Below are 20,367 nucleotides of genomic sequence, written 5' to 3' on the forward strand. Positions count from 1 at the left end.
TATGGAAATTAAACGATTAGAAGGTGCCGTTGAGGCAATCCTGTTTGCGATGGGTGAATCTGTGGAATTAGGTCAGATTGCGAAAGCAATCCAGCAGGATAAGCCAACTACAGAAAAACTACTTCATAATCTGATGGATAAATATAAGGATGAGGGAAGGGGAATCCAGATCATTGAGCTGGAGGGCTCTTATCAGCTGTGCACCAAACGGGATTACTATGGCTGTCTGATCCGGATTGCCATGCAGCCTAAGAAACCTGCCCTTACAGATGTTATGCTGGAAACGCTGTCTATTATAGCCTATAAGCAGCCTGTGACAAAAGCTGAGATTGAAAAGATCCGGGGAGTAAAAAGCGATCATGCAGTAAATAAGCTGGTTGAGTATAATCTGGTAAAGGAGCTTGGACGTCTTGATGCACCTGGACGGCCGATCCTTTTCGGCACTACAGAAGAATTTCTTCGCACATTTGGTGTGCAGGGTCTGGAAGAGCTGCCGGCTGTGGATCCGGTAAAAATGGCGGATTTTAAGGCTGAGGCAGAAGAGGAAGTACAGCTGAAGCTGGATATATAAGACAGGACAAGTAAGTCACAGATAAACTGCAGACGATATAACAGAACAAGTAAGCCGCGGATAAACTGCAGACAATGAAACAGGACAAGTAAGCCGCAGATAAACTGCAGGCGATAAGACAGGAGAGAAAAAATGCCCACAACATATGCACATGATTTGTTTGGTCAGAAAGTATACAGGCAATTGCCCGATCAAGTGAAAGAAATTATTCGGAAAAACGGTGAACTGTATCGGATCGGTCTTCACGGACCGGATATTTTCTTCTATTATTTTATTTTTAAGAATCACGTAAGCAGTGTAGGATACCGTATGCACAAAGAAAAAGCCCGGGCATTTTTTACCCAGGGAATGGCGCAGGTCAGAGAGACTGGTGATGAGGCGCTTCTTGCCTATCTTCTTGGCTTTGGCTGTCATTATCTTCTGGACTCTTCCTGTCATCCTTTTGTAAATGAAATGAATGATAAGGGCAGGATTTCCCACAGCCTTCTGGAAATTGAATTTGACCGCTTCCTTATGGAAGAAAATGGGAAAAATCCATATGCCTTTTATCCTTCTGATTGTATCAAAGCAAAACGCAAAAATGCAGCGGAAATCCACAAGGCTTTTCCTCTTGTAAAAACAGGAGATATTCTTCTGAGCCTTAAACTGATGAAATTTATGACGAATCTGCTGGTATGTGACGATGGTGGGACGAGACGGGCGCGCTTGTCGAAGCTTTCCAGCCTTGGAGGAAGAAGAGCACAGTCTGCTTTGATTGATCACTATATGATGGCTCAGCCGGCAGGTGGCAGCAGGGAACCTGTGGAACAGCTGAATACATTATTTGAAAAAGAGGTGAAAGAGGCACCGGCGGAATTGCTGGAGCTGTATCAGCTTTCCCAGGAGGACAGGCTGTTGTCTGAGCGATGGGATCTGACTTACAATGGTTAGCTGTGATATACAAATTGAAAATTGAACCAATTTCAGGGACAGGTATTTCTGTAAGATACCTGTTCTTTTTATTAGATAAAACTTGTAGAGTGAGCTTTGCATAGTTTGGGACAGGTTCGCGTAAAATACTATAAACGGAATGTGGGGTGGACTATGAAAAGCAGATACAGATTCTTTTGTCTTACACTGACTTTTGTACTTGTTTTATGCACTGCTGGCCAGGTGTCAGGAAGCACTGGCACAGATGAAAAAAAGGCTGTCAGCTCCATTGTGCAGATGATACCGGCAGCTGTTGATATGAAAGAAACAGACGGACCTGGAAATCTCTATGCCTTATCAGCAGTTCTTATGGATGGGGATTCTGGCCGGGTACTGTACGAAAAAGAGGGCTATACAGCTCGTCCGAATGCCAGCACCACAAAGGTGATGACCTGTATCCTTGCCTTGGAAAAGGGCTCCGGTGATGATTATGTAATGGTGTCAGAAAATGCGGCCTCTCAACCAGAAGTAAAGCTGAATTTAAAGGAAGGGGAGCAGTATTACCTGGAAGATCTTCTTTATTCTTTAATGTTGAAAAGCCATAATGATACGGCCGTGGCAATTGCTGAACACATTGGCGGTTCTGTGGAGGGGTTTGTAAAAATGATGAATGCAAAAGCAAAGGAGATTGGCTGCACGAACACTCATTTTGTTACGCCGAACGGTCTTGACAGTGCAGATGCAGGAGGCATTCATCAGACTACCGCAAGAGATCTGGCTTTGATCATGAGCTATGCGGTGAAAAATAAAGCATTTCTTCATATTACACAGACCAGGGATTATTCTTTTTCTGATATTTCAGGAAAACGTCAGTTTTCTGTCCATAATGCAAATGCATTTCTTGATATGACTCCGGACGCCATTTCAGGAAAAACAGGTTTTACAGGAAATGCGGGTTATTGTTATGTGGCAGCCTGTGAAAATGAGGAAAGAAAATTTATTATTTCCCTTCTTGGCTGCGGCTGGCCGAATAATAAGACATATAAATGGAAAGATGCCATGAAACTGCTGGAATATGGCAAAGCAAATTTTCACAAGGAAACCTATTGGCAGGAGCCAGAGATTCCAGCTATACCAGTAAAGGATGGGACTGACGAAAGCAGCGGGAAAGAATCTGGTAAGGAAAACCAGGAAAATCCCGGAAAAATTCTCACAGAAACTGGGACAGGTTTCGCAGATGCATATATAAATGGCCGGATTCAGGCATCTGATTCTGACAAAAAGAAACAGATCCTTCTGAAAGAAGGGGAAAAGATTACCTGCCATCTGCGTATTGAGAAAAATTTGACAGCGCCTGTGAAAAAGGGGCAGAAAATTGGTCAGGTCACTTTTAGCCTTGGAGAACTTGTCCTGGATAACTATTTTGTGACAGCAGATCGCAATATCGTCAAAATCACCTATTTATGGTGTGCAAACAAGGTGTTTCATGACTTTTTTCACTAAAAAGCCTGACGAAATATGTATGATATATAAAAAAATCCCCCGAAAATCGAGGGATTTTTTTGCATAAAAACACGGAAAACTATTGAAAAATTGTGTGAAAAAATGTACAATTAGAATCGGCAGAATTTTTGGTTATACTTTTAAATTATTATAAAATGGAGGGCAAGAAAGAATGAGTAACGCAACACAAAGTTTAGCGGGCACAAGAATCACTTCTTTGCTTGACGCGAACAGTTTTGTTGAGATCGGCCAAAGTGTAACAGCCAGAAATACAGATTTCAACATGACTGAAAAAAAAGCACCTTCAGACGGTGTTATTACCGGATATGGTGTAATCGATGGAAATCTGGTGTATGTGTACAGCCAGGATGTTTCCGTACTGAACGGAACAGTTGGTGAAATGCATGCCAAGAAGATTACCAGACTTTATGATATGGCTATGAAGACCGGTGCTCCGGTGATCGGCCTGATCGATTGTGCAGGTCTCCGTCTTCAGGAGGCAACTGACGCACTGGAAGCATTCGGTGAAATTTATATGAAACAGACTCTGGCATCCGGACTGATCCCACAGATCACAGGTATCTTCGGTACCTGCGGTGGTGGTATGGCACTTGTACCGGCACTGACAGACTTCACATTTGTTGAAGAGAAGAAAGGCAAACTGTTTGTAAACACCCCGAACGCCCTTGAAGGCAACCACGTTTCCAAATGTGACACATCCTCAGCCAGATTCCAGAGCGAAGAGACAGGTCTTGTAGACGGAATCGGCACTGAGGACGAGATCCTTGGAAAAATCCGTGAACTCGTAACATATCTGCCATCTAACTGCGAAGACACTGATTCTTACATGGAGTGCACAGACGACCTGAACCGTGTATGCGAGGATATTGAGAACTGCACAGGTGACACAGCCATTGCACTTTCCAGAATCGCTGATAACGGTCAGTTCTTCGAGGTAAAAGCTGACTACGGCAAGAGCGTTGCTGTTGGATTTATCAGACTGAACGGCGCTACCGTTGGTGCTGTTGCAAACAGAAGCGAGAGCTATGATGCAGAAGGCAAAAAGGTATGGGAGTCTGATGGAACCCTTAGTGCACGCGGTGCAAGAAAAGCAGCAGAGTTCGTAAAATTCTGTGACGCTTTCGAGATCCCGGTACTTACTCTTACAAATGTAAACGGCTTCAAGGCTACTGTATGTGGCGAGAAGATGATGGCGAAATCTGTTGGAACACTGGTTCATGCATTTGCAGATGCTACTGTTCCGAAGGTTAACGTTGTGATCGGCAAAGCATTTGGAACCGCTTACACAGCTATGAACAGCAAAGCAATCGGTGCAGACATGGTATATGCATGGGAGAACGCAGAGATCGGTATGATGGATGCTGACCTTGCAACCAAGATCATGTATGCAGGCGATGACGCAGCAGCTCTTACTGAGAAAGCAGCTGAGTACAGAGAACTTCAGAACTCTGTTTCCTCTGCAGCAGCAAGAGGATATGTTGACACCATTATCAGCCCGGCTGATACAAGAAAATATGTGATCGGTGCATTTGAAATGCTGTTCACAAAAAGGGAAGAACGTCCGTCCAAGAAACACGGCACGGTCTAAGCGAGGTGGAGCATATGAAACAGATTTTTAAGAAAGTATCCTCCCTTTGCACAGTACTTCTCATGATGGCAGTTCTCACTCTTACCGGAGTATCCTCCGTATGGGCAGCTGATGAGGTAGATGACACGGTAAAGCAGACCCTGGTCACTACCGCTGAGGGACTTACCGATACCATCATTGCTCTCAGTGACGAAGATATTGAGAATTATACCAAGTCATCTGATGAGTTTACTGTTGGTGCAATGACTGCATGGGCAGGCTCCAAGGATGAAGTTGGGGCTTTAAAGGAGAGAACCGGAGAGACAGAGGTGAAGGCTTCTGACGATGGATATACCGTTACTGTACCGGTCTCCTTCGAGAAAGCAGATGCAAATTTCGTTTATATTTTCGATGCTTCTACAGGAGCACCTACATCCCTTACTGTTGATGTACAGTACTCCATGGCTGAGACCTTAAGAAGAGCTGTTATGAATACTATCATGGGTATTGCGATCGTATTCATCGTTCTTATTTTCCTAAGCTTCCTGATCTATCTGTTCAGATTCATCCCGAATCCGGAAGCAAAGAAAAAAGCTCAGGCAGCAGCCCCTGCACCTGCTCCGGTGGCAGCACCAGTGGAAGCAGCAGAAGCAGACGATACAGAACTGATCGCGGTTATCGCAGCAGCAATTGCAGCAGCTGAGGGAACCACTACAGATGGATTCGTTGTACGTTCCATCCGCAAAATCAATCGTAAAAAGAGATAAATACAGGAGGATCCTAAAATGAAAAGTTATACAATTACCGTTAACGGAACAGCATATGAAGTAACTGTTGAAGAGACAGGAAGCGTTTCTGCACCAGTAGCTGCAGCTCCTGCAGCTGCTCCGAAGGCAGCACCTGCACCGAAGGCAGCTCCGAAGGCAGCAGCCGGAGCAGGCGCAGTTAAGGTTGCAGCTTCCGTACCTGGAAAGGTTCTGAAAATCGCAGCAAGCGTTGGACAGGCTGTAAAAGCCGGAGACAACATTGTAATCCTGGAATCCATGAAGATGGAGATCCCGGTTGTAGCTCCTCAGGACGGAACCGTTGCAAGCATTGATGTTGCAGAAGGTGCCTCTGTAGAAAATGGAGATACCCTGGCAACAATGAACTAAGTCGGGAGGTAATAGGATGTCTTACGTAGCAGACACTTTGTCCAACTTGATCCATCAGACTGCTTTTTTTAACCTGACATGGGGAAACTACCTGATGATCGTGGTTGCTTGTGTATTCTTATATCTTGCCATTGCAAAGGGATTTGAGCCTCTTCTGCTTGTTCCCATTGCATTTGGTATGCTCCTTGTTAATATTTATCCGGACATTATGGCAAATCCGGAAGACATGTCCAACGGTGTTGGTGGTCTTCTTCATTACTTCTACATCCTTGATGAGTGGAGTATTCTTCCTTCCCTTATCTTTATGGGTGTAGGTGCTATGACAGACTTTGGTCCGCTGATCGCGAATCCGAAGAGCTTCCTGATGGGTGCTGCAGCACAGCTCGGTATCTATATGGCTTACTTCCTTGCAATCTTCCTTGGATTCAACGGAAAAGCAGCAGCAGCAATCTCCATTATCGGTGGTGCAGATGGCCCGACCTCCATTTTCCTTGCAGGTAAGCTTGGTCAGACTGCTCTTATGGGACCGATCGCCGTGGCTGCATATTCTTATATGTCACTGGTTCCGATCATCCAGCCTCCGATCATGAAACTGTTTACCACTGAGAAAGAGCGTAAGATCAAGATGGAGCAGCTTCGTCCTGTATCCAAGCTTGAGAAGATCCTCTTCCCGATCGTAATCACAATCGTTGTCTGCATGATCCTTCCGACAACAGCTCCTCTGGTTGGTATGCTTATGCTTGGTAACCTGTTCAGAGAGTGCGGCGTTGTAAAACAGCTTACAGAGACAGCTTCCAATGCACTTATGTACATCGTAGTTATCCTTCTTGGTACATCTGTTGGTGCTTCCACAAGTGCAGAGGCATTCCTGAATGTGGATACTTTGAAGATCGTTGTATTAGGTCTTGTGGCATTCGCATGTGGTACTTTCGGCGGTGTTATGCTCGGAAAGGTTATGTGCAAGCTTACAGGCGGCAAGATCAATCCGCTTATTGGTTCCGCCGGTGTATCTGCGGTACCTATGGCAGCCCGTGTTTCCCAGAAGGTTGGTGCTGAGGCAGATCCTACCAACTTCCTTCTGATGCATGCAATGGGACCAAACGTTGCCGGTGTTATCGGTACAGCCGTTGCTGCCGGAGCATTTATGGCTATTTACGGAATCTAATAATGATACCAGAAATTCGGATTTTTCCCGGCTTTCTATAGTGAAACCGGGAAGTCCGGATGAACTAAATAAATAAGGAGAACAATTATGGCAGAAATTGAAAAAAAACCTGTTAAAATTGTGGAAACCATTCTGCGTGATGCACATCAGTCCCTGATTGCAACCCGTATGACAACAGAGCAGATGCTTCCAATCGTTGATAAACTTGATAAAGTAGGCTACCATGCAGTTGAGTGCTGGGGCGGTGCTACTTTCGATGCAAGCCTTCGTTTCCTTCATGAGGATCCGTGGGAAAGACTTCGTAAATTACGTGCAGGATTCAAGAACACAAAGCTGCAGATGCTTTTCCGTGGCCAGAACATTCTTGGATATCGTCCATACGCTGATGATGTAGTAGAGTATTTTGTTCAGAAATCTCTGGCAAATGGTATCGATATCATCCGTATTTTCGACTGTATGAATGACCTTCGTAACCTTCAGACTGCTGTACATGCTGCAAACAAAGAGCATGGCCATGCACAGGTTGCTCTTTCCTATACACTTGGTGATGCGTATACTCTTGAGTACTGGACAAGCATTGCAAAACGTATTGAGGAAATGGGTGCAGACTCTATCTGTATCAAAGATATGGCCGGCCTTCTTCTTCCATATAAGGCAACTGAGCTTGTTACAGCCCTGAAAGAGACTGTTAAGATCCCGATCGATCTTCATACACATTACACCTCTGGTGTAGCTTCCATGACTTACTTAAAAGCTGTTGAAGCTGGTGTTGATATCATCGATACTGCAATGTCTCCATTTGCACTGGGTACTTCCCAGCCTGCAACTGAGGTTATGGTTGAGACCTTCAAAGGCACTCCATATGATACTGGATTTGATCAGCAGCTTCTTGCTGAGATCGCAGACTACTTCCGTCCAATGCGTGACGAGGCTCTTGAGAGCGGCCTTCTGAATCCGAAGAACCTTGGCGTAAACATCAAGACTCTTCTGTATCAGGTACCAGGTGGTATGTTATCCAACCTTACTTCCCAGCTGAAAGAGCAGCATGCAGAAGACAAGTTCTATGATGTTCTTGAGGAAGTTCCGCGTGTACGTAAAGACCTTGGTGAGCCGCCGCTTGTTACTCCGTCTTCCCAGATCGTTGGTACACAGGCTGTATTTAACGTTCTCATGGGCGAGAGATACAAGATGGTTACCAAAGAGACAAAAGATGTTCTCAGCGGAAAATATGGTGCTACAGCAAAACCGTTCAATCCAGAAGTTCAGAAGAAATGTATCGGTGACACACAGCCGATCACATGCCGTCCGGCAGATCTTCTTGAGAATGAGCTGGGCAAACTTGAAGGCGAGATGGCACAGTATAAAGAGCAGGATGAGGACGTTCTGTCCTATGCACTGTTCCCACAGGTTGCTACTGACTTCTTCAAGTATCGTCAGGCTCAGGAGAAAAAGGTGGATGAGACGGTTGCTGATACCAAAAACGGAGCATATCCGGTTTAATCAGTGAGGAATAATTTGTCAGTGTCTGGCCTATAGACACTTTGCTGACAAAAATAATGAAAGACACGTGCAGAGAAGCCTTTTGCACGTGTCTTTTTGAAAAATATAAGTAAAATTTGTGTAACTTTCGGTAGTTACTGAATAGTTGCAAATCTGTTTTATGAAAGGTATGTAAATGAGTAAAATACTGATCATAGGCGGCGGTGCTGCCGGAATGATGGCCGGTGTTTATCTGGCAAGGGCAGGACATGAGGTCCACATCCTGGAGAAAAACGAGAAACTTGGAAAGAAAGTGTATATTACAGGAAAAGGCAGATGCAATGTTACAAATAACTGTGACACGGAAGAACTGTTCCGGGCAGTTATGTCTAACCCGAAATTCCTGTACAGTGCTTTCTATTCTTTCACGCCCCAGGATGTAATGGAATTCTTTGAAGAAGCGGGAGTTCCACTGAAGACAGAGAGAGGCAACCGGGTTTTCCCTGTGTCTGACCATTCTTCAGATATTATCCGCGGTCTGGAACGGGAACTTAAGAAAGCTGGTGCCCATATCCATCTTCGCACAGAGGTGAAAACGGTGAAGGTCAGTCCCTATGAGGAACCGGACGTGGATGAGAAAAAGGCACATCACAGCCGGGTAACAGGTGTAGAACTGGCAGATGGAAGTTTTATGGAGGGCGAGCATGTTCTGGTTGCCACTGGAGGACTTTCCTATCAGTCAACAGGCTCCACAGGTGACGGCTATCGCTTTGCGGAGGAAACCGGCCATAAAGTAACGGAGCTTTCTCCGTCACTGGTTCCTCTTAAGACAAAAGAGGATTATATCCCAAGACTTCAGGGACTTTCCTTAAAAAACACCGAACTTACGATTAAGTCAGGCAAAAAGGTGCTCTTCCGGGATTTTGGTGAGATGATGTTCACCCACTTTGGCGTGACAGGCCCCATGATTTTATCTGCAAGCGCACATATTGGCAAACAACTGCAGAAATCCGGAGAATTGAATGCTTATCTGGATCTGAAGCCTGCCCTTACCATGGAACAGCTGGATGCCAGGATTCTGCGGGAATTTGAGGCAGGACAGAATAAACAGTTTAAGAATGTGATCGGCGTACTTTTTCCATCATCCCTTACACCTGTCATGCTGGAACTGGGTGGTATTTCTCCGGAAAAAAAGATACACGATATTTCCAGGGAAGAAAGAATTCACTTTGAAGAACTGGTGAAAGCTTTCCCATTTACCATCAATGGAATGGGAGAATATAAAGAAGCAGTTATTACAAGAGGCGGTGTTTCTGTGAAGGACATTCAGCCGGGAACTATGGAATCCCGAAAGGTAAAAAATCTCTATTTTATTGGAGAAGTGCTTGACCTGGATGCGGTAACCGGTGGCTATAATCTTCAGATTGCCTGGTCAACTGCGTATCTGGCAGCCATGGCATTGAAAAATGGATGAAAATCTGTTATAAATGTAAGAAGTGAAAAAACTGCGATTTAAGAGGAGGTAACAGAGAAAATGGGATGTAACATTGCCATTGACGGGCCGGCAGGAGCAGGCAAAAGCACAATTGCAAAGAGAGTGGCAAAGGAGCTGTCTTTTATCTATGTAGATACAGGCGCTATGTACCGCGCCGTAGCACTTTATCTGCTGAGAAATGAAATTGACGGAACAGATGCGGAAGCAGTTGCAGATAACTGTCAGAGCGCTGAGGTTTCCATTCGATATGAAAATGGAGAGCAGGTTGTAATTCTTAACGGTGAGAATGTAAATCAGTATATCCGTACGGAAGAGGTTGGAAACATGGCATCCAAAACATCTGCAAACCCGGCGGTAAGGGCACATCTTCTCAATCTTCAGAGAAATCTGGCAGCAAAGAACGATGTTGTAATGGATGGCAGGGATATTGGAACTGTAGTTCTTCCGGACGCACAGGTGAAGATTTATCTTACTGCCAGCGTGGAGACCAGAGCTAAGAGGCGTTATGATGAATATCTTGCCAAGGGCGAGGGTGCTGATCTTGAAGAAATCAAGAAAGACATTGAAAACCGAGATCATCAGGATATGACAAGAGAGATTTCCCCGCTCCGGCAGGCTGAAGATGCCGTGCTTGTAGATTCTTCTTTCATGAATATTGACGAAGTTGTAGCTGCAATTCTCGGAATCTACAAAGATAAGGTGGAATAACCATGGAAGTGAAGGTTGCGAAAACAGCAGGCTTTTGTTTTGGCGTACAGCGTGCTGTAGACAAGGTTTACGAGCTAATCGGCAGTTGTCCTGACAGGCTTTTTACCCTGGGTCCAATTATTCATAATGAAGAAGTAGTGAATGATCTGGAAAAGAAGGGGGTCAGAGTGGCATCTGAGGATGATCTGAGAACACTTCCTGAGGACAGCACGGTTGTGATCCGCTCACATGGTGTGGGAAAAGAGGTTTATGACCATCTGGAAGAATACGGACTTTCCTATGTGGATGTAACCTGTCCCTTTGTTCTGAAAATTCACCGGATCGTAGAGAAAGAGAGCAGGGCAGGCGCCCATATTGTGATCATAGGAGACCCGGATCATCCGGAAGTGGTAGGAATCTGCGGCTGGTGCATGGGACCTTACACGGTAATTCGAACCGAGCAGGATGCACTGGATTTTGTGTTTCCGATTGACAAAAACATATGTATTGTGTCTCAGACAACATTTAATTATAATAAATTTAAAGATTTAGTTGAAATTCTTTCAAAAAAGAGGTATGATAATACTGTTTTAAATATTCTTAATATTTTAAACACTATTTGTAATGCTACCGAAGAACGGCAGAGAGAAGCAAAGAGCATAGCCGGAGAGGTAGACACTATGTTAGTCGTAGGAGGCCGACATAGTTCCAATACTCAAAAGCTGTTTGAAATATGTAAAAAGGAATGTGAAAATACTTACTATATACAAACACCTGTAGACTTGGATTCAGATATGTTCCAATGCAGTAGTTATGTAGGTATTACAGCAGGGGCTTCAACCCCAAAGAAAATTATTGAGGAGGTTCAAGAACATGTCAGAATTAAGTTTTGAACAGATGCTGGAAGATTCCGTAAAAACAATCAGAAATGGAGAAATCGTACAGGGAAAGGTCATCGATGTGAAAGAAGATGAAATTATCCTGAATATTGGCTATAAAGCTGATGGTATTATCACCAAGAGTGAATATAGCAATGATCCTTCCGTAGTACTCACAGACGCTGTACATGTAGGTGACTCCATGGAAGCCAAAGTGCTTAAGGTAAACGATGGCGAAGGCCAGGTTATCTTAACCTACAAGAGACTTGCTGCAGAGAAAGGCAATAAACGCCTTGAGGAAGCATTCGAGAATCAGGAAGTATTAAAAGCTCCTGTAACTCAGGTACTTGACGGTGGATTATGTGTTAACGTTGAGGAGACACGTGTATTCATTCCTGCAAGCCTTGTTTCCGACACATATGAGAAAGATCTCAGCAAATATGCTGATCAGGAGATTGAGTTCGTTATCACAGAGTTCAATCCAAGAAGACGTCGCATCATTGGTAACCGCAAACAGCTTCTTGTTGCTGAGAAAGCTAAGAAACAGCAGGAGCTTATGGAGCGTATCCATGTTGGCGATACAGTAGAGGGTGTTGTTAAGAACGTTACAGATTTTGGTGCATTCATCGATCTGGGCGGCGCTGACGGACTGCTTCACATCTCTGAGATGTCCTGGGGCAGAGTAGAGAACCCGAAGAAAGTCTTCACAGTTGGTGAGACTGTAAAGGTTATGATCAAAGATATCAAGGGCGAGAAGATTGCTCTTACAATGAAATTCCCAGAGGAGAATCCATGGCTTACAGCTGCTGAGGATTTCGCTGTTGGAAACGTAGTAACTGGTAAAGTTGCACGTATGACAGACTTCGGTGCATTTGTTGAGCTTGCACCTGGCGTAGATGCACTTCTTCATGTATCTCAGATTTCCAGAGAGCACGTTGCAAAACCATCTGATGTGCTTACAATCGGACAGGAAATCCAGGCTAAAGTTGTTGATTTCAATGGCGAAGACAAGAAGATCAGCCTTAGCATGAAAGCTCTTGAGGCTCCGGCTGAGGAAGAGTCTGTAGAGGAATAATTTAACCAAGAGGGAAGTGTTGTGCATTTCTCTTATCCCATGTAACTAACCGCCATTCACAGGATTTGTGAATGGCGGTTAGTTTTGATATCATGAATATGATGTTGATAAAAAGACATTGTCTGTTAGAGCGTGTCTGGAAAAGGCTTTCTGCAAGATGTGCGTCACAATTTGCGGGAGATTTTGTCCGGATGAAGGCGCCGTAGCGAGCTACGACAACCGAATTCGGGTGAATCTCCCGCAAGTGGGGTGTTCAGATTGTGGGAATGATTTTTCAGATACGCTCTGGGGATGATGCCTTTTTTACGTGAGATTTTATATGCTTTGGAAGTTAGAGTATGTTTGAAAAAGGTTTTGGGAATTTTGAAATATAGGTTGAAAGTTTATTTTAATTTCCAAAATAAATATTCCAGGGTATGTATTAAATATTGCTTTTGCTTTTCTTCATTTTCCAGAAATTCCTCTGTGCATGGAAACCAGGTATAACAGGTCTCTCTTGTAGCAGATTTTTTCAGTCCTTTTTCCATAAATTTGCTAATAGATTTAGGGACTGCCATGTCCTCTCCGGGCAGATAATCATAACTTTTGTAATCACTGTAATATTGGCGGATACGGCCATTTAAAGGCTTTACAAGGAGGCTTACCAGGTTGTCCTGACCTGTAATATAGAATTCTTCTGTGCCGTTAGAAAAGGAAGCGGGCAGGCTGTAATGGGGGGTTATCTGCAAAATCAGATTGTCCCCGTCAAAATCAGTTCCGCGAACAGTAAATGCACCATCCCTGAGCGCAAGATACCTCGTCATCTTAAACACATCTCCAAGTCCGAGAAGATCTTCCATATTGTGTCCCATAACCGTATCCAGGTCTGTCTGCTCCTGGTGTGCCATATATTTTTTATAGATTTTAATGCATTCCCCGCCATTACAGTAAATGCGCTTCTGTTCTCCTAGAAAGGCTTCCATCTGTTCCTGCTTTAACCCTGGGAGCTTTAAAAATCCCTTCAGAGGGCGAAGCACTTTATACAGGTCAAAAGAAGAAATCCCCTCAAAAGGATCTGGTAGCTCATAGAATTTATAACGAGCCTGAAGGTAAGGCTGATCAAAAGAATCTCCATTGTATTGGATGGTACAGCTGAAATTTTTTATAAATTCTGAAAAAACCTCCAATAATGCTTTTTCTTCCCGGAAATCGGGTGCAAGCCACTGATATAGCTGCCAGGAACCAGATTCATAGCAAACTGCACCAATTAAATATAAAAAAGATGAATTTCGTCCCAATCCAGTGGTTTCAATATCATAAAATAATGGTGAAAAATTGACATCCTCAGCAGCATTTCCAGATAAATTTTTAACAGTCTCAAAGTCCGGAAAACCTTGTAAAATCGGCATTTTTTTAACAATCAGCATGTTTATACTCCTTTCATGGATTGTATTTAATTATACACAATTTTTTTATTTTTAGGTAGTGAATTTTTTTACAAAATGCGGTATAGTAGAATGTATAGAATAGTCAGAATATATAAAGAAAAGGAGAAACCTATGTGGGATTTAGCAATTAATGGAGTGGATTTCTATCACATTGCCAATTGGTTTTACATATACAGTTTTCTTGGCTGGCTTTGGGAAACCTGCTACGTGTCTGTGCGAAAGGGCAAATTGATAAACAGAGGATTTATAAATGGTCCCCTGTGTACCATATATGGCTGTGGAGCTCTTGCTGTATACTTGATTCTTTTTCCCATCAGTGATAATCTGCTTCTTTTATTTGTGGGTGGAGTTGTAGTCGCCACTGCACTGGAATATGTGACAGCAGTGTTGATGGAGAATATTTTCCACACATCCTGGTGGGATTACAGTGATAACAAGTTTAATTTCCAGGGACGTATCTGTCTGGGCTGTTCCCTTGGATGGGGGGTGTTTACCGTTGGGCTTTTCAGAGTGCTTCATCCGGTAGTTCAGGAATTTACAGAATTGTATACCAGAAGAACTGGAGAGGTGGCTGTCTGTGTAATTACAGTCGTTTACATTGTGGATTTTGCTTTTTCTGCAGCTGCCGCTTTCCATTTGCACGAGCGTATTCCTGCATGGGAGCAGGCACTGGATCAGATGCGTGCAGAACTGCTTGTACAGGCGCGTGAGAAGATGGAGAATCTGGAGGAGAGCAGCGGACTTTCCAGAGATAGAATCAAGAAACAGTTAGAGAATAAGCTGGGACGCCTTGATGATGTTGCACTGATCAAGGAACTGGAAGAGAAGAGAACTGCTATGATGTCAGATATCTCTGAAGAGCTTCAGAAGCGTAAAGAGGCTATGGCTGGAAAGGTCAGCCACAACATGCAGCGTTTTGTAAAGGCATATCCAAATCTGAACCGTGGATATAAGCTCCATAAGAAATATGGATTTGGCAGGAAAAATAAAGACGCTGAATAAATACTCAGACAAAAGTGATATTAATAATATAAATCAAACAGACAATAAATCAGGTTGCTGCAGACAAAAGAGTCAGTGATCAATAATATAAAGGCGGTGAATATTAGTGCGATTAACTTTTAAAGGAGGCGTACACCCCTTCGAGGGGAAAGAAATGTCAAAGGACTGCCCGGTGGAGAAATATCTCCCTAAGGCAGATCTGGCGTATCCATTGTCCCAGCACATTGGTGCTCCGGCGAAGCCTGTGGTTGCAAAGGGGGACCACGTGCTTGCAGGCCAGATGATCGCAGAAGCAGGCGGATTTGTATCTGCCCCTGTTCATGCTTCTGTATCCGGTACGGTGAAAGGCATCGAGAAACGTCTGACAGCTACCGGAAGTATGGTAGATTCCATTATAGTGGAGAATGATGGACTGTATGAAGAGGTGGAATTCCACCCGGCAGATCCGGCTTCGCTTACCCGTGAGGAGATTATCGGAAGGATTCGCGATGGCGGTGTAGTAGGTCTTGGTGGTGCAGGCTTCCCCACACATGTGAAGCTTTCCCCCAAGGAGCCTGACAAGATTGAATACATATTGGTGAACGGTGCAGAATGTGAGCCCTATCTTACAAGTGATTACAGGCGCATGATGGATCAGCCGGAGAAGGTTGTGAAAGGACTGAAAATCGTAGTCGGACTTTTTCCAAATGCAAAGGGTTGTATCTGCATTGAGGACAATAAGCCGGATTGTATTGCCAGAATGAAAGAACTGGCTGCCGGAGTCCCGAATATCGAAGTAAAAGAACTGATGACCAAATATCCCCAGGGTGGTGAGCGTACCCTGATCTATGCAGTGACAGGAAGAGAAATCAACTCATCCATGCTTCCAGCAGATGCCGGATGTATTGTAGATAATGTTGAAACAATATGCAGTATTTATGACGCAGTGGCACTTGGAAGACCGATCATGAAGCGGATTTTCACAGTAACTGGTAAGGGCATCAACCGTCCGGCACATTTTGAAGTCTGTACAGGAACGGATATGGCCGAACTGATTGACGCAGCCGGTGGCCTGAAGGAGCATGCCGGTAAGGTGATTTCCGGCGGTCCTATGATGGGATTTGCTATGTATGATCTTCATGTACCATGTGTGAAGACCTCTTCTTCCCTTCTGTGTATGCAGAGTGACCCGGTATCAGATGCGAAAGAGGAAGAGACAGCCTGCATTAACTGCGGACGCTGTGTAAGTGTCTGTCCCGGACATGTTATTCCGGCAAGACTTGCGACTTTTGCACAGCGCGGCGATATGGAGAGCTTCCAGAAGTTTGATGGAATGGAATGCTGTGAATGCGGCTGCTGCAGTTACATCTGTCCGGCCAAACGTCCGCTGACCCAGAGCATTAAGTCCATGCGTAAAATGGTTCTGGCAAGCAGGAAGAAGAAATAATAAGGGGGAAGAAACAAATGGAACAAATGTTTAATGTATCATCTAATCCCCATGTCCGGGCAAGGATGACCACTGCAAAAATCATGCAGTTGGTTGTCATAGCGCTTTTGCCTGCTGCCCTTATGGGAATTTATAATCATGGATTAAAGGCTCTTGCCGTTCTGGTGGTATCCACCGGTTCAGCAGCGCTTGCAGAGTGGTTATATGATCATTTTATGCACAAAAAGAACACTGTGAAGGATTTCAGTGCAGTGGTAACCGGACTTCTTATCGGCCTGAATATGCCGGCAGGAATTCCGCTCTGGATCCCGGTGCTCGGCAGTATTTTTGCAATTATTGTGGTAAAACAGCTTTTTGGCGGTCTTGGACAGAACTTTATAAATCCGGCCCTGGCAGCCCGCTGTTTCCTTATGATTTCCTTTGCCGGCAAGATGACAGATTTTTCTGTATCAGACAGCTTTAAAGGTGCAGTTGACGGTGTGACAGGCGCCACTCCTCTGGCCGCTCTTCGTGACCATGGCTTTGTGGCAGGCTCCTCCGTTCCGGTTAAGAATCTGATTTTTGGTAATATCCAGGGAACCATCGGAGAGACTTCTGTAATTGCCATCCTGATCGGTGCAGCAATCCTGCTTTGCTACAAAGTGATCAGCGCCAGAATTCCGCTGACCTATATCGGCAGCTTTGCAGTATTTGTGATCATCTACATGCTCGCTTCCGGCAAAGGCTTTGATGTAAATTATCTGCTCACCCATCTCTGTGGTGGTGGTCTTATGCTTGGTGCATGGTTTATGGCGACGGACTACGTTACAAGCCCCATTACACCAAAGGGGCAGTATGTATATGGCGTCTGTCTTGGTGTTCTTACCGGAATTTTCCGTATTTTCGGAGCTTCCGCAGAGGGCGTTTCCTATGCGATTATTTTCTGCAACCTGCTGGTACCTCAGATTGAGCGTTTCACCCGTCCGGTTGCTTTTGGAAAAGGAGGCGCGAAGAAATGAAAAATAAGATCGTAAAAGATACTCTTGCGCTGACCGTGATCACACTGGTTTCCGGGCTGCTTCTTGGTCTTGTAAACGATATTACAGCAGGTCCGATTGCAAGCCAGCAGGCGAAAGAGAAAGAAGAGGCATATAAGGCAGTATTTGCTGATGCAGCCAGCTTCGAGACAGTTACAAGCGGTGAGGATACGGATCTGGAAAGCTATCTGGATGAAAACGGTTTCAAAGCTCAGAATATTGATGAAGTCATGCTGGCAAAGGATGACCAGGGAAATGAACTTGGCTATGCCTTTACCGTAACAACCTCAGAAGGCTATGGCGGGGACATTCAGTTTGCCATGGGCGTTCAGGATGATGGAACTCTGAACGGAATTTCCATTTTATCCATCAGTGAGACCGCTGGTCTTGGTATGCGTGCAACTACAGATGATTTTAAAAATCAGTTCAAGGATAAGAACGTAGAGAAATTTACCTATACAAAAACTGGTGCCACCTCTGATGATGAGATCGATGCTTTAAGTGGTGCGACAATTACCACAAATGCCATGACAAATGGCGTCAATGCAGGACTTGCCGCATTCCGTTATGAGAAAGGGGGCAGCCAGAAATGAAAAAGAATACACCATCTGAACGACTGATAAATGGTATTATCAAAGAAAATCCTACTTTTGTGCTGATGCTTGGTATGTGTCCAACACTGGCCATCACCACATCTGCAATCAATGGTATCGGAATGGGACTTACCACAACGGTGATTCTGGCAGCATCCAACCTGATGATCTCCCTGCTCCGTAATTTTATTCCGGACAGTGTGCGTATGCCTGCTTACATTGTTGTTGTAGCATCCTTTGTAACAATTGTGCAGATGCTTCTCCAGGGCTTTATCCCGTTTTTGTATTCTTCCCTTGGAATTTACATTCCGCTGATCGTTGTAAACTGTATCATCCTGGGAAGAGCAGAGGCTTATGCATCCAAGAACAAACCAATTCCCTCACTTTTTGATGGTATTGGAATGGGACTTGGATTTACTTTAAGCATCACCTGCATCGGAGCAGTACGTGAGCTGATCGGTGCCGGCAGTATTTTCGGCAAACAGATCCTTCCTCTTGCAGACGCTGCAGCAGGAAAAATGGGCTATGAGCCGGTAACCATCTTTATTCTTGCACCTGGCGCATTTTTTGTCCTTGCATTTTTATCTGCGCTTCAGAACAAATTCAAGATTGGTGCTGCAAAACGGGGCATCGATCCAAGCAATCCGGATTGCAAGGGTGGCTGTGCTTCCTGCGGAAATTCCATGTGTTCGGGAAAAAGGGGGTAAGAGAAGATGAAAGAATTATTACTGATCATTGTAAGCTCTGCGCTGGTAAATAACGTAGTCCTGAGCCAGTTCATGGGACTTTGCCCTTTCCTTGGAGTCTCCAAGACTACAGATACGGCAGCTGGTATGGGCGGTGCGGTTATTTTTGTAATCACCTTGTCCTCCTTTGTAACAAGTGTGATCTACAAGCTGATCCTTCAGCCGCTTGATCTGACTTACCTTCAGACTATCGTGTTCATTCTGATCATTGCAGCACTGGTGCAGTTCGTAGAAATGTTCCTGAAGAAAAGTATGCCTTCTCTTTACAAAGCACTTGGCGTGTATCTGCCTCTGATCACCACAAACTGCGCAGTTCTTGGTGTGGCTCTTACAAACGTGCAGAAGGATTACAATATTCTGGAAGGCACTGTAAACGGTTTCGCAACAGCATTTGGTTTCTCCATTTCTATTGTGCTGATGGCAGGAATCCGTGAGAAAATTGCCTACAACGATATTCCGGAAGCTTTCCAGGGATTTCCAACCGTTCTTCTGACAGCTGGACTGATGGCGATTGCGTTCTTCGGATTTTCAGGATTAATTTAAGGAGGCGTCGGGATGAATATTAGTGCGATTATAGCAGCAACAATTCTGGTTGCAGCAGTAGGCCTCTTCATCGGTGTTTTTCTTGGAGCAGCCGGAAAAAAATTTGCTGTTGAAATTGATGAGAAGGAAGTTGCCATAAGAGAAGCTCTTCCTGGAAATAACTGTGGTGGCTGCGGATATCCGGGCTGTGATGGTCTGGCAGCAGCAATTGCCAAAGGTGAAGCGCCTGTAAACCGTTGCCCGGTAGGCGGCGAGCCTGTTGGGAAAATAATTGCCGGTATTATGGGACAGGCGGCAGTTGAGACTGCCCGTCAGGTAGCTCATGTAAAATGCTCCGGAACCTGTGAAAAAGCGAAAGAAGAGTATATTTACACTGGAGTGGAAGACTGCGAGATGCTTCCTTTCGTGCCAAACGGCGGAGCAAAGACCTGTACATATGGCTGCTGTGGCTTTGGTAGCTGCGTAAAGGTCTGTCCATTTGATGCCATTCATATTGTAGATGGCATTGCAGTAGTAGATAAAGAAGCATGTAAAGCCTGTGGTAAATGTGTTGCCAAATGTCCGAGACATCTGATCGAGCTGATTCCGTACGACCAGAAAGTGGCTGTGGACTGCAGCTCCCATGATAAGGGCAAACAGGTGATGGATGCCTGTGAGATTGGCTGTATCGGCTGTAAGAAGTGCGAAAAAACATGTCCAAACGGTGCAATTACCGTGGAAGATTTCTGTGCACATATTGATTATGAGAAGTGTACAGGATGCGGAGCATGTAAGGAGGCCTGTCCGAGAGGGGTTATCCGGGAGGCATAAAATAAAAATGAAAAGCCTGTATTTTCAGACTGTTGGCATAGAATGTAAATTATATGAGAACCAGCAGCTGGAATACAGGCTTTATTCTTGGGGTTAGAGCGTGTTTGAAAAATTATTCCCACAATCTGCACGCCCCACCCCGCGGTATATTTTGCCCGAATTCAGTTGTCGTAGCCCGTTACGGCGCCTTTATTGTGACATACATCTTGCAGAAAACCTTTTTCAAACACGCTCTATTGTGCTATGATATTCTAATCGGGTTTTCCCGGAACGTTTTTATATTTCAATAAACAAAAGAGG

General features: G+C 44.6%; 22 protein-coding genes. 21 read left to right on the forward strand and 1 reads right to left on the reverse strand.

All coding sequences use genetic code 11. The features are described 5' to 3' along the window. Window position 1 precedes the first annotated feature (1 nt). From scpB to ABHC48_RS03825, 13 genes are all read left to right on the forward strand, one after another. Window positions 2-571 carry an SMC-Scp complex subunit ScpB gene (scpB, locus tag ABHC48_RS03765; protein WP_118578031.1) on the forward strand — a complete coding sequence of 190 codons (570 nt, stop codon included), beginning with the start codon at window positions 2-4 and terminating at the stop codon, window positions 569-571. A 132-nt stretch (window positions 572-703) separates the two neighbouring features. Beyond that, on the forward strand, window positions 704-1,501 hold the full coding sequence (locus tag ABHC48_RS03770; RefSeq protein ID WP_148461983.1) for a zinc dependent phospholipase C family protein: 798 nt from the start codon (window positions 704-706) through the stop codon (window positions 1,499-1,501). Window positions 1,502-1,654: 153 nt separating this feature from the next. Beyond that, window positions 1,655-2,983 (forward strand): D-alanyl-D-alanine carboxypeptidase family protein, encoded by a 1,329-nt coding sequence (locus ABHC48_RS03775; RefSeq protein WP_243284477.1) that lies wholly within the window; start codon window positions 1,655-1,657, stop codon window positions 2,981-2,983. 172 nt (window positions 2,984-3,155) lie between these two features. Next, complete coding sequence (locus tag ABHC48_RS03780) at window positions 3,156-4,592, forward strand: carboxyl transferase domain-containing protein (protein ID WP_195699219.1); 1,437 nt, start codon at window positions 3,156-3,158, stop codon at window positions 4,590-4,592. A 14-nt stretch (window positions 4,593-4,606) separates the two neighbouring features. Continuing rightward, window positions 4,607-5,338: an OadG family transporter subunit gene (locus tag ABHC48_RS03785; protein WP_195699218.1), complete on the forward strand. Its 732-nt coding sequence runs from the start codon at window positions 4,607-4,609 to the stop codon at window positions 5,336-5,338. 18 nt (window positions 5,339-5,356) lie between these two features. After that, complete coding sequence (locus tag ABHC48_RS03790) at window positions 5,357-5,725, forward strand: biotin/lipoyl-binding carrier protein (RefSeq protein ID WP_195699217.1); 369 nt, start codon at window positions 5,357-5,359, stop codon at window positions 5,723-5,725. A 16-nt stretch (window positions 5,726-5,741) separates the two neighbouring features. Then, the gene (locus tag ABHC48_RS03795) at window positions 5,742-6,890 is read left to right on the forward strand and encodes a sodium ion-translocating decarboxylase subunit beta (RefSeq protein ID WP_118578037.1); all 1,149 of its coding nucleotides are present in this window, start codon (window positions 5,742-5,744) and stop codon (window positions 6,888-6,890) included. An 87-nt stretch (window positions 6,891-6,977) separates the two neighbouring features. After that, on the forward strand, window positions 6,978-8,390 hold the full coding sequence (locus ABHC48_RS03800) for an oxaloacetate decarboxylase subunit alpha (RefSeq protein ID WP_173715969.1): 1,413 nt from the start codon (window positions 6,978-6,980) through the stop codon (window positions 8,388-8,390). A gap of 175 nt (window positions 8,391-8,565) precedes the next feature. Continuing rightward, window positions 8,566-9,843 (forward strand): NAD(P)/FAD-dependent oxidoreductase, encoded by a 1,278-nt coding sequence (locus ABHC48_RS03805; protein ID WP_195699216.1) that lies wholly within the window; start codon window positions 8,566-8,568, stop codon window positions 9,841-9,843. 60 nt (window positions 9,844-9,903) lie between these two features. Then, on the forward strand, window positions 9,904-10,572 hold the full coding sequence (gene cmk / locus ABHC48_RS03810) for a (d)CMP kinase (RefSeq protein ID WP_173715971.1): 669 nt from the start codon (window positions 9,904-9,906) through the stop codon (window positions 10,570-10,572). Window positions 10,573-10,574: 2 nt separating this feature from the next. Further along, window positions 10,575-11,444 carry a 4-hydroxy-3-methylbut-2-enyl diphosphate reductase gene (gene ispH / locus ABHC48_RS03815; protein ID WP_272066918.1) on the forward strand — a complete coding sequence of 290 codons (870 nt, stop codon included), beginning with the start codon at window positions 10,575-10,577 and terminating at the stop codon, window positions 11,442-11,444. Continuing rightward, a complete protein-coding gene (rpsA, locus tag ABHC48_RS03820; RefSeq protein ID WP_118578042.1) occupies window positions 11,425-12,504 on the forward strand; it encodes a 30S ribosomal protein S1 in 1,080 nt (359 codons plus the stop codon). Before ispH ends, rpsA begins: the two co-directional genes overlap by 20 nt. 260 nt (window positions 12,505-12,764) lie before the next feature. Continuing rightward, the gene (locus tag ABHC48_RS03825) at window positions 12,765-12,815 is read left to right on the forward strand and encodes a hypothetical protein (protein WP_334285597.1); all 51 of its coding nucleotides are present in this window, start codon (window positions 12,765-12,767) and stop codon (window positions 12,813-12,815) included. 72 nt (window positions 12,816-12,887) lie between these two features. Here ABHC48_RS03825 and ABHC48_RS03830 read toward each other — a convergent pair whose 3' ends face one another. After that, window positions 12,888-13,910 carry a ribonuclease H-like domain-containing protein gene (locus tag ABHC48_RS03830; RefSeq protein ID WP_243284476.1) on the reverse strand — a complete coding sequence of 341 codons (1,023 nt, stop codon included), beginning with the start codon at window positions 13,908-13,910 and terminating at the stop codon, window positions 12,888-12,890. A 132-nt stretch (window positions 13,911-14,042) separates the two neighbouring features. Here ABHC48_RS03830 and ABHC48_RS03835 point away from each other — a divergent pair, with 132 nt between their 5' ends. The 8 genes from ABHC48_RS03835 (at window position 14,043) to ABHC48_RS03870 (ending at window position 20,357) form a co-directional block, all read left to right on the forward strand. Next, the gene (locus ABHC48_RS03835) at window positions 14,043-14,933 is read left to right on the forward strand and encodes a hypothetical protein (protein WP_195699214.1); all 891 of its coding nucleotides are present in this window, start codon (window positions 14,043-14,045) and stop codon (window positions 14,931-14,933) included. Window positions 14,934-15,033: 100 nt separating this feature from the next. After that, entirely contained in the window at window positions 15,034-16,359 is a 1,326-nt protein-coding gene (rsxC, locus tag ABHC48_RS03840; protein WP_270413763.1) for an electron transport complex subunit RsxC, read from the forward strand. A 17-nt stretch (window positions 16,360-16,376) separates the two neighbouring features. After that, window positions 16,377-17,357 (forward strand): RnfABCDGE type electron transport complex subunit D, encoded by a 981-nt coding sequence (locus tag ABHC48_RS03845; protein ID WP_195699212.1) that lies wholly within the window; start codon window positions 16,377-16,379, stop codon window positions 17,355-17,357. Further along, window positions 17,354-17,968 (forward strand): RnfABCDGE type electron transport complex subunit G, encoded by a 615-nt coding sequence (locus tag ABHC48_RS03850; protein ID WP_118578046.1) that lies wholly within the window; start codon window positions 17,354-17,356, stop codon window positions 17,966-17,968. The genes ABHC48_RS03845 and ABHC48_RS03850 overlap by 4 nt, the downstream gene beginning before the upstream one ends. After that, the gene (locus tag ABHC48_RS03855; RefSeq protein ID WP_118578047.1) at window positions 17,965-18,675 is read left to right on the forward strand and encodes an electron transport complex subunit E; all 711 of its coding nucleotides are present in this window, start codon (window positions 17,965-17,967) and stop codon (window positions 18,673-18,675) included. The genes ABHC48_RS03850 and ABHC48_RS03855 overlap by 4 nt, the downstream gene beginning before the upstream one ends. Window positions 18,676-18,681: 6 nt before the next feature. Beyond that, entirely contained in the window at window positions 18,682-19,257 is a 576-nt protein-coding gene (gene rsxA, locus ABHC48_RS03860; RefSeq protein WP_021925525.1) for an electron transport complex subunit RsxA, read from the forward strand. A gap of 12 nt (window positions 19,258-19,269) precedes the next feature. Beyond that, window positions 19,270-20,067 (forward strand): RnfABCDGE type electron transport complex subunit B, encoded by a 798-nt coding sequence (locus ABHC48_RS03865; RefSeq protein ID WP_173772320.1) that lies wholly within the window; start codon window positions 19,270-19,272, stop codon window positions 20,065-20,067. A 53-nt stretch (window positions 20,068-20,120) separates the two neighbouring features. Further along, entirely contained in the window at window positions 20,121-20,357 is a 237-nt protein-coding gene (locus tag ABHC48_RS03870; RefSeq protein ID WP_306467702.1) for a DUF6783 domain-containing protein, read from the forward strand. Window positions 20,358-20,367 lie beyond the last annotated feature (10 nt).

This window comes from Ruminococcus sp. 1001136sp1 (genome assembly GCF_039841815.1).
GTDB classification, from domain to species: domain Bacteria; phylum Bacillota; class Clostridia; order Lachnospirales; family Lachnospiraceae; genus Blautia_A; species Blautia_A faecis.

Coding starts and splice junctions, on each gene's coding strand:
- scpB (WP_118578031.1), top strand. CDS start 2: ATGGAAATTAAACGATTAGAAGGTGCCGTTGAGGCAATCCTGTTTGCG.
- ABHC48_RS03770 (WP_148461983.1), top strand. CDS start 704: ATGCCCACAACATATGCACATGATTTGTTTGGTCAGAAAGTATACAGG.
- ABHC48_RS03775 (WP_243284477.1), top strand. CDS start 1,655: ATGAAAAGCAGATACAGATTCTTTTGTCTTACACTGACTTTTGTACTT.
- ABHC48_RS03780 (WP_195699219.1), top strand. CDS start 3,156: ATGAGTAACGCAACACAAAGTTTAGCGGGCACAAGAATCACTTCTTTG.
- ABHC48_RS03785 (WP_195699218.1), top strand. CDS start 4,607: ATGAAACAGATTTTTAAGAAAGTATCCTCCCTTTGCACAGTACTTCTC.
- ABHC48_RS03790 (WP_195699217.1), top strand. CDS start 5,357: ATGAAAAGTTATACAATTACCGTTAACGGAACAGCATATGAAGTAACT.
- ABHC48_RS03795 (WP_118578037.1), top strand. CDS start 5,742: ATGTCTTACGTAGCAGACACTTTGTCCAACTTGATCCATCAGACTGCT.
- ABHC48_RS03800 (WP_173715969.1), top strand. CDS start 6,978: ATGGCAGAAATTGAAAAAAAACCTGTTAAAATTGTGGAAACCATTCTG.
- ABHC48_RS03805 (WP_195699216.1), top strand. CDS start 8,566: ATGAGTAAAATACTGATCATAGGCGGCGGTGCTGCCGGAATGATGGCC.
- cmk (WP_173715971.1), top strand. CDS start 9,904: ATGGGATGTAACATTGCCATTGACGGGCCGGCAGGAGCAGGCAAAAGC.
- ispH (WP_272066918.1), top strand. CDS start 10,575: ATGGAAGTGAAGGTTGCGAAAACAGCAGGCTTTTGTTTTGGCGTACAG.
- rpsA (WP_118578042.1), top strand. CDS start 11,425: ATGTCAGAATTAAGTTTTGAACAGATGCTGGAAGATTCCGTAAAAACA.
- ABHC48_RS03830 (WP_243284476.1), bottom strand. CDS start 13,910: ATGCTGATTGTTAAAAAAATGCCGATTTTACAAGGTTTTCCGGACTTT.
- ABHC48_RS03835 (WP_195699214.1), top strand. CDS start 14,043: ATGTGGGATTTAGCAATTAATGGAGTGGATTTCTATCACATTGCCAAT.
- ABHC48_RS03845 (WP_195699212.1), top strand. CDS start 16,377: ATGGAACAAATGTTTAATGTATCATCTAATCCCCATGTCCGGGCAAGG.
- ABHC48_RS03850 (WP_118578046.1), top strand. CDS start 17,354: ATGAAAAATAAGATCGTAAAAGATACTCTTGCGCTGACCGTGATCACA.
- ABHC48_RS03855 (WP_118578047.1), top strand. CDS start 17,965: ATGAAAAAGAATACACCATCTGAACGACTGATAAATGGTATTATCAAA.
- rsxA (WP_021925525.1), top strand. CDS start 18,682: ATGAAAGAATTATTACTGATCATTGTAAGCTCTGCGCTGGTAAATAAC.
- ABHC48_RS03865 (WP_173772320.1), top strand. CDS start 19,270: ATGAATATTAGTGCGATTATAGCAGCAACAATTCTGGTTGCAGCAGTA.
- ABHC48_RS03870 (WP_306467702.1), top strand. CDS start 20,121: ATGAGAACCAGCAGCTGGAATACAGGCTTTATTCTTGGGGTTAGAGCG.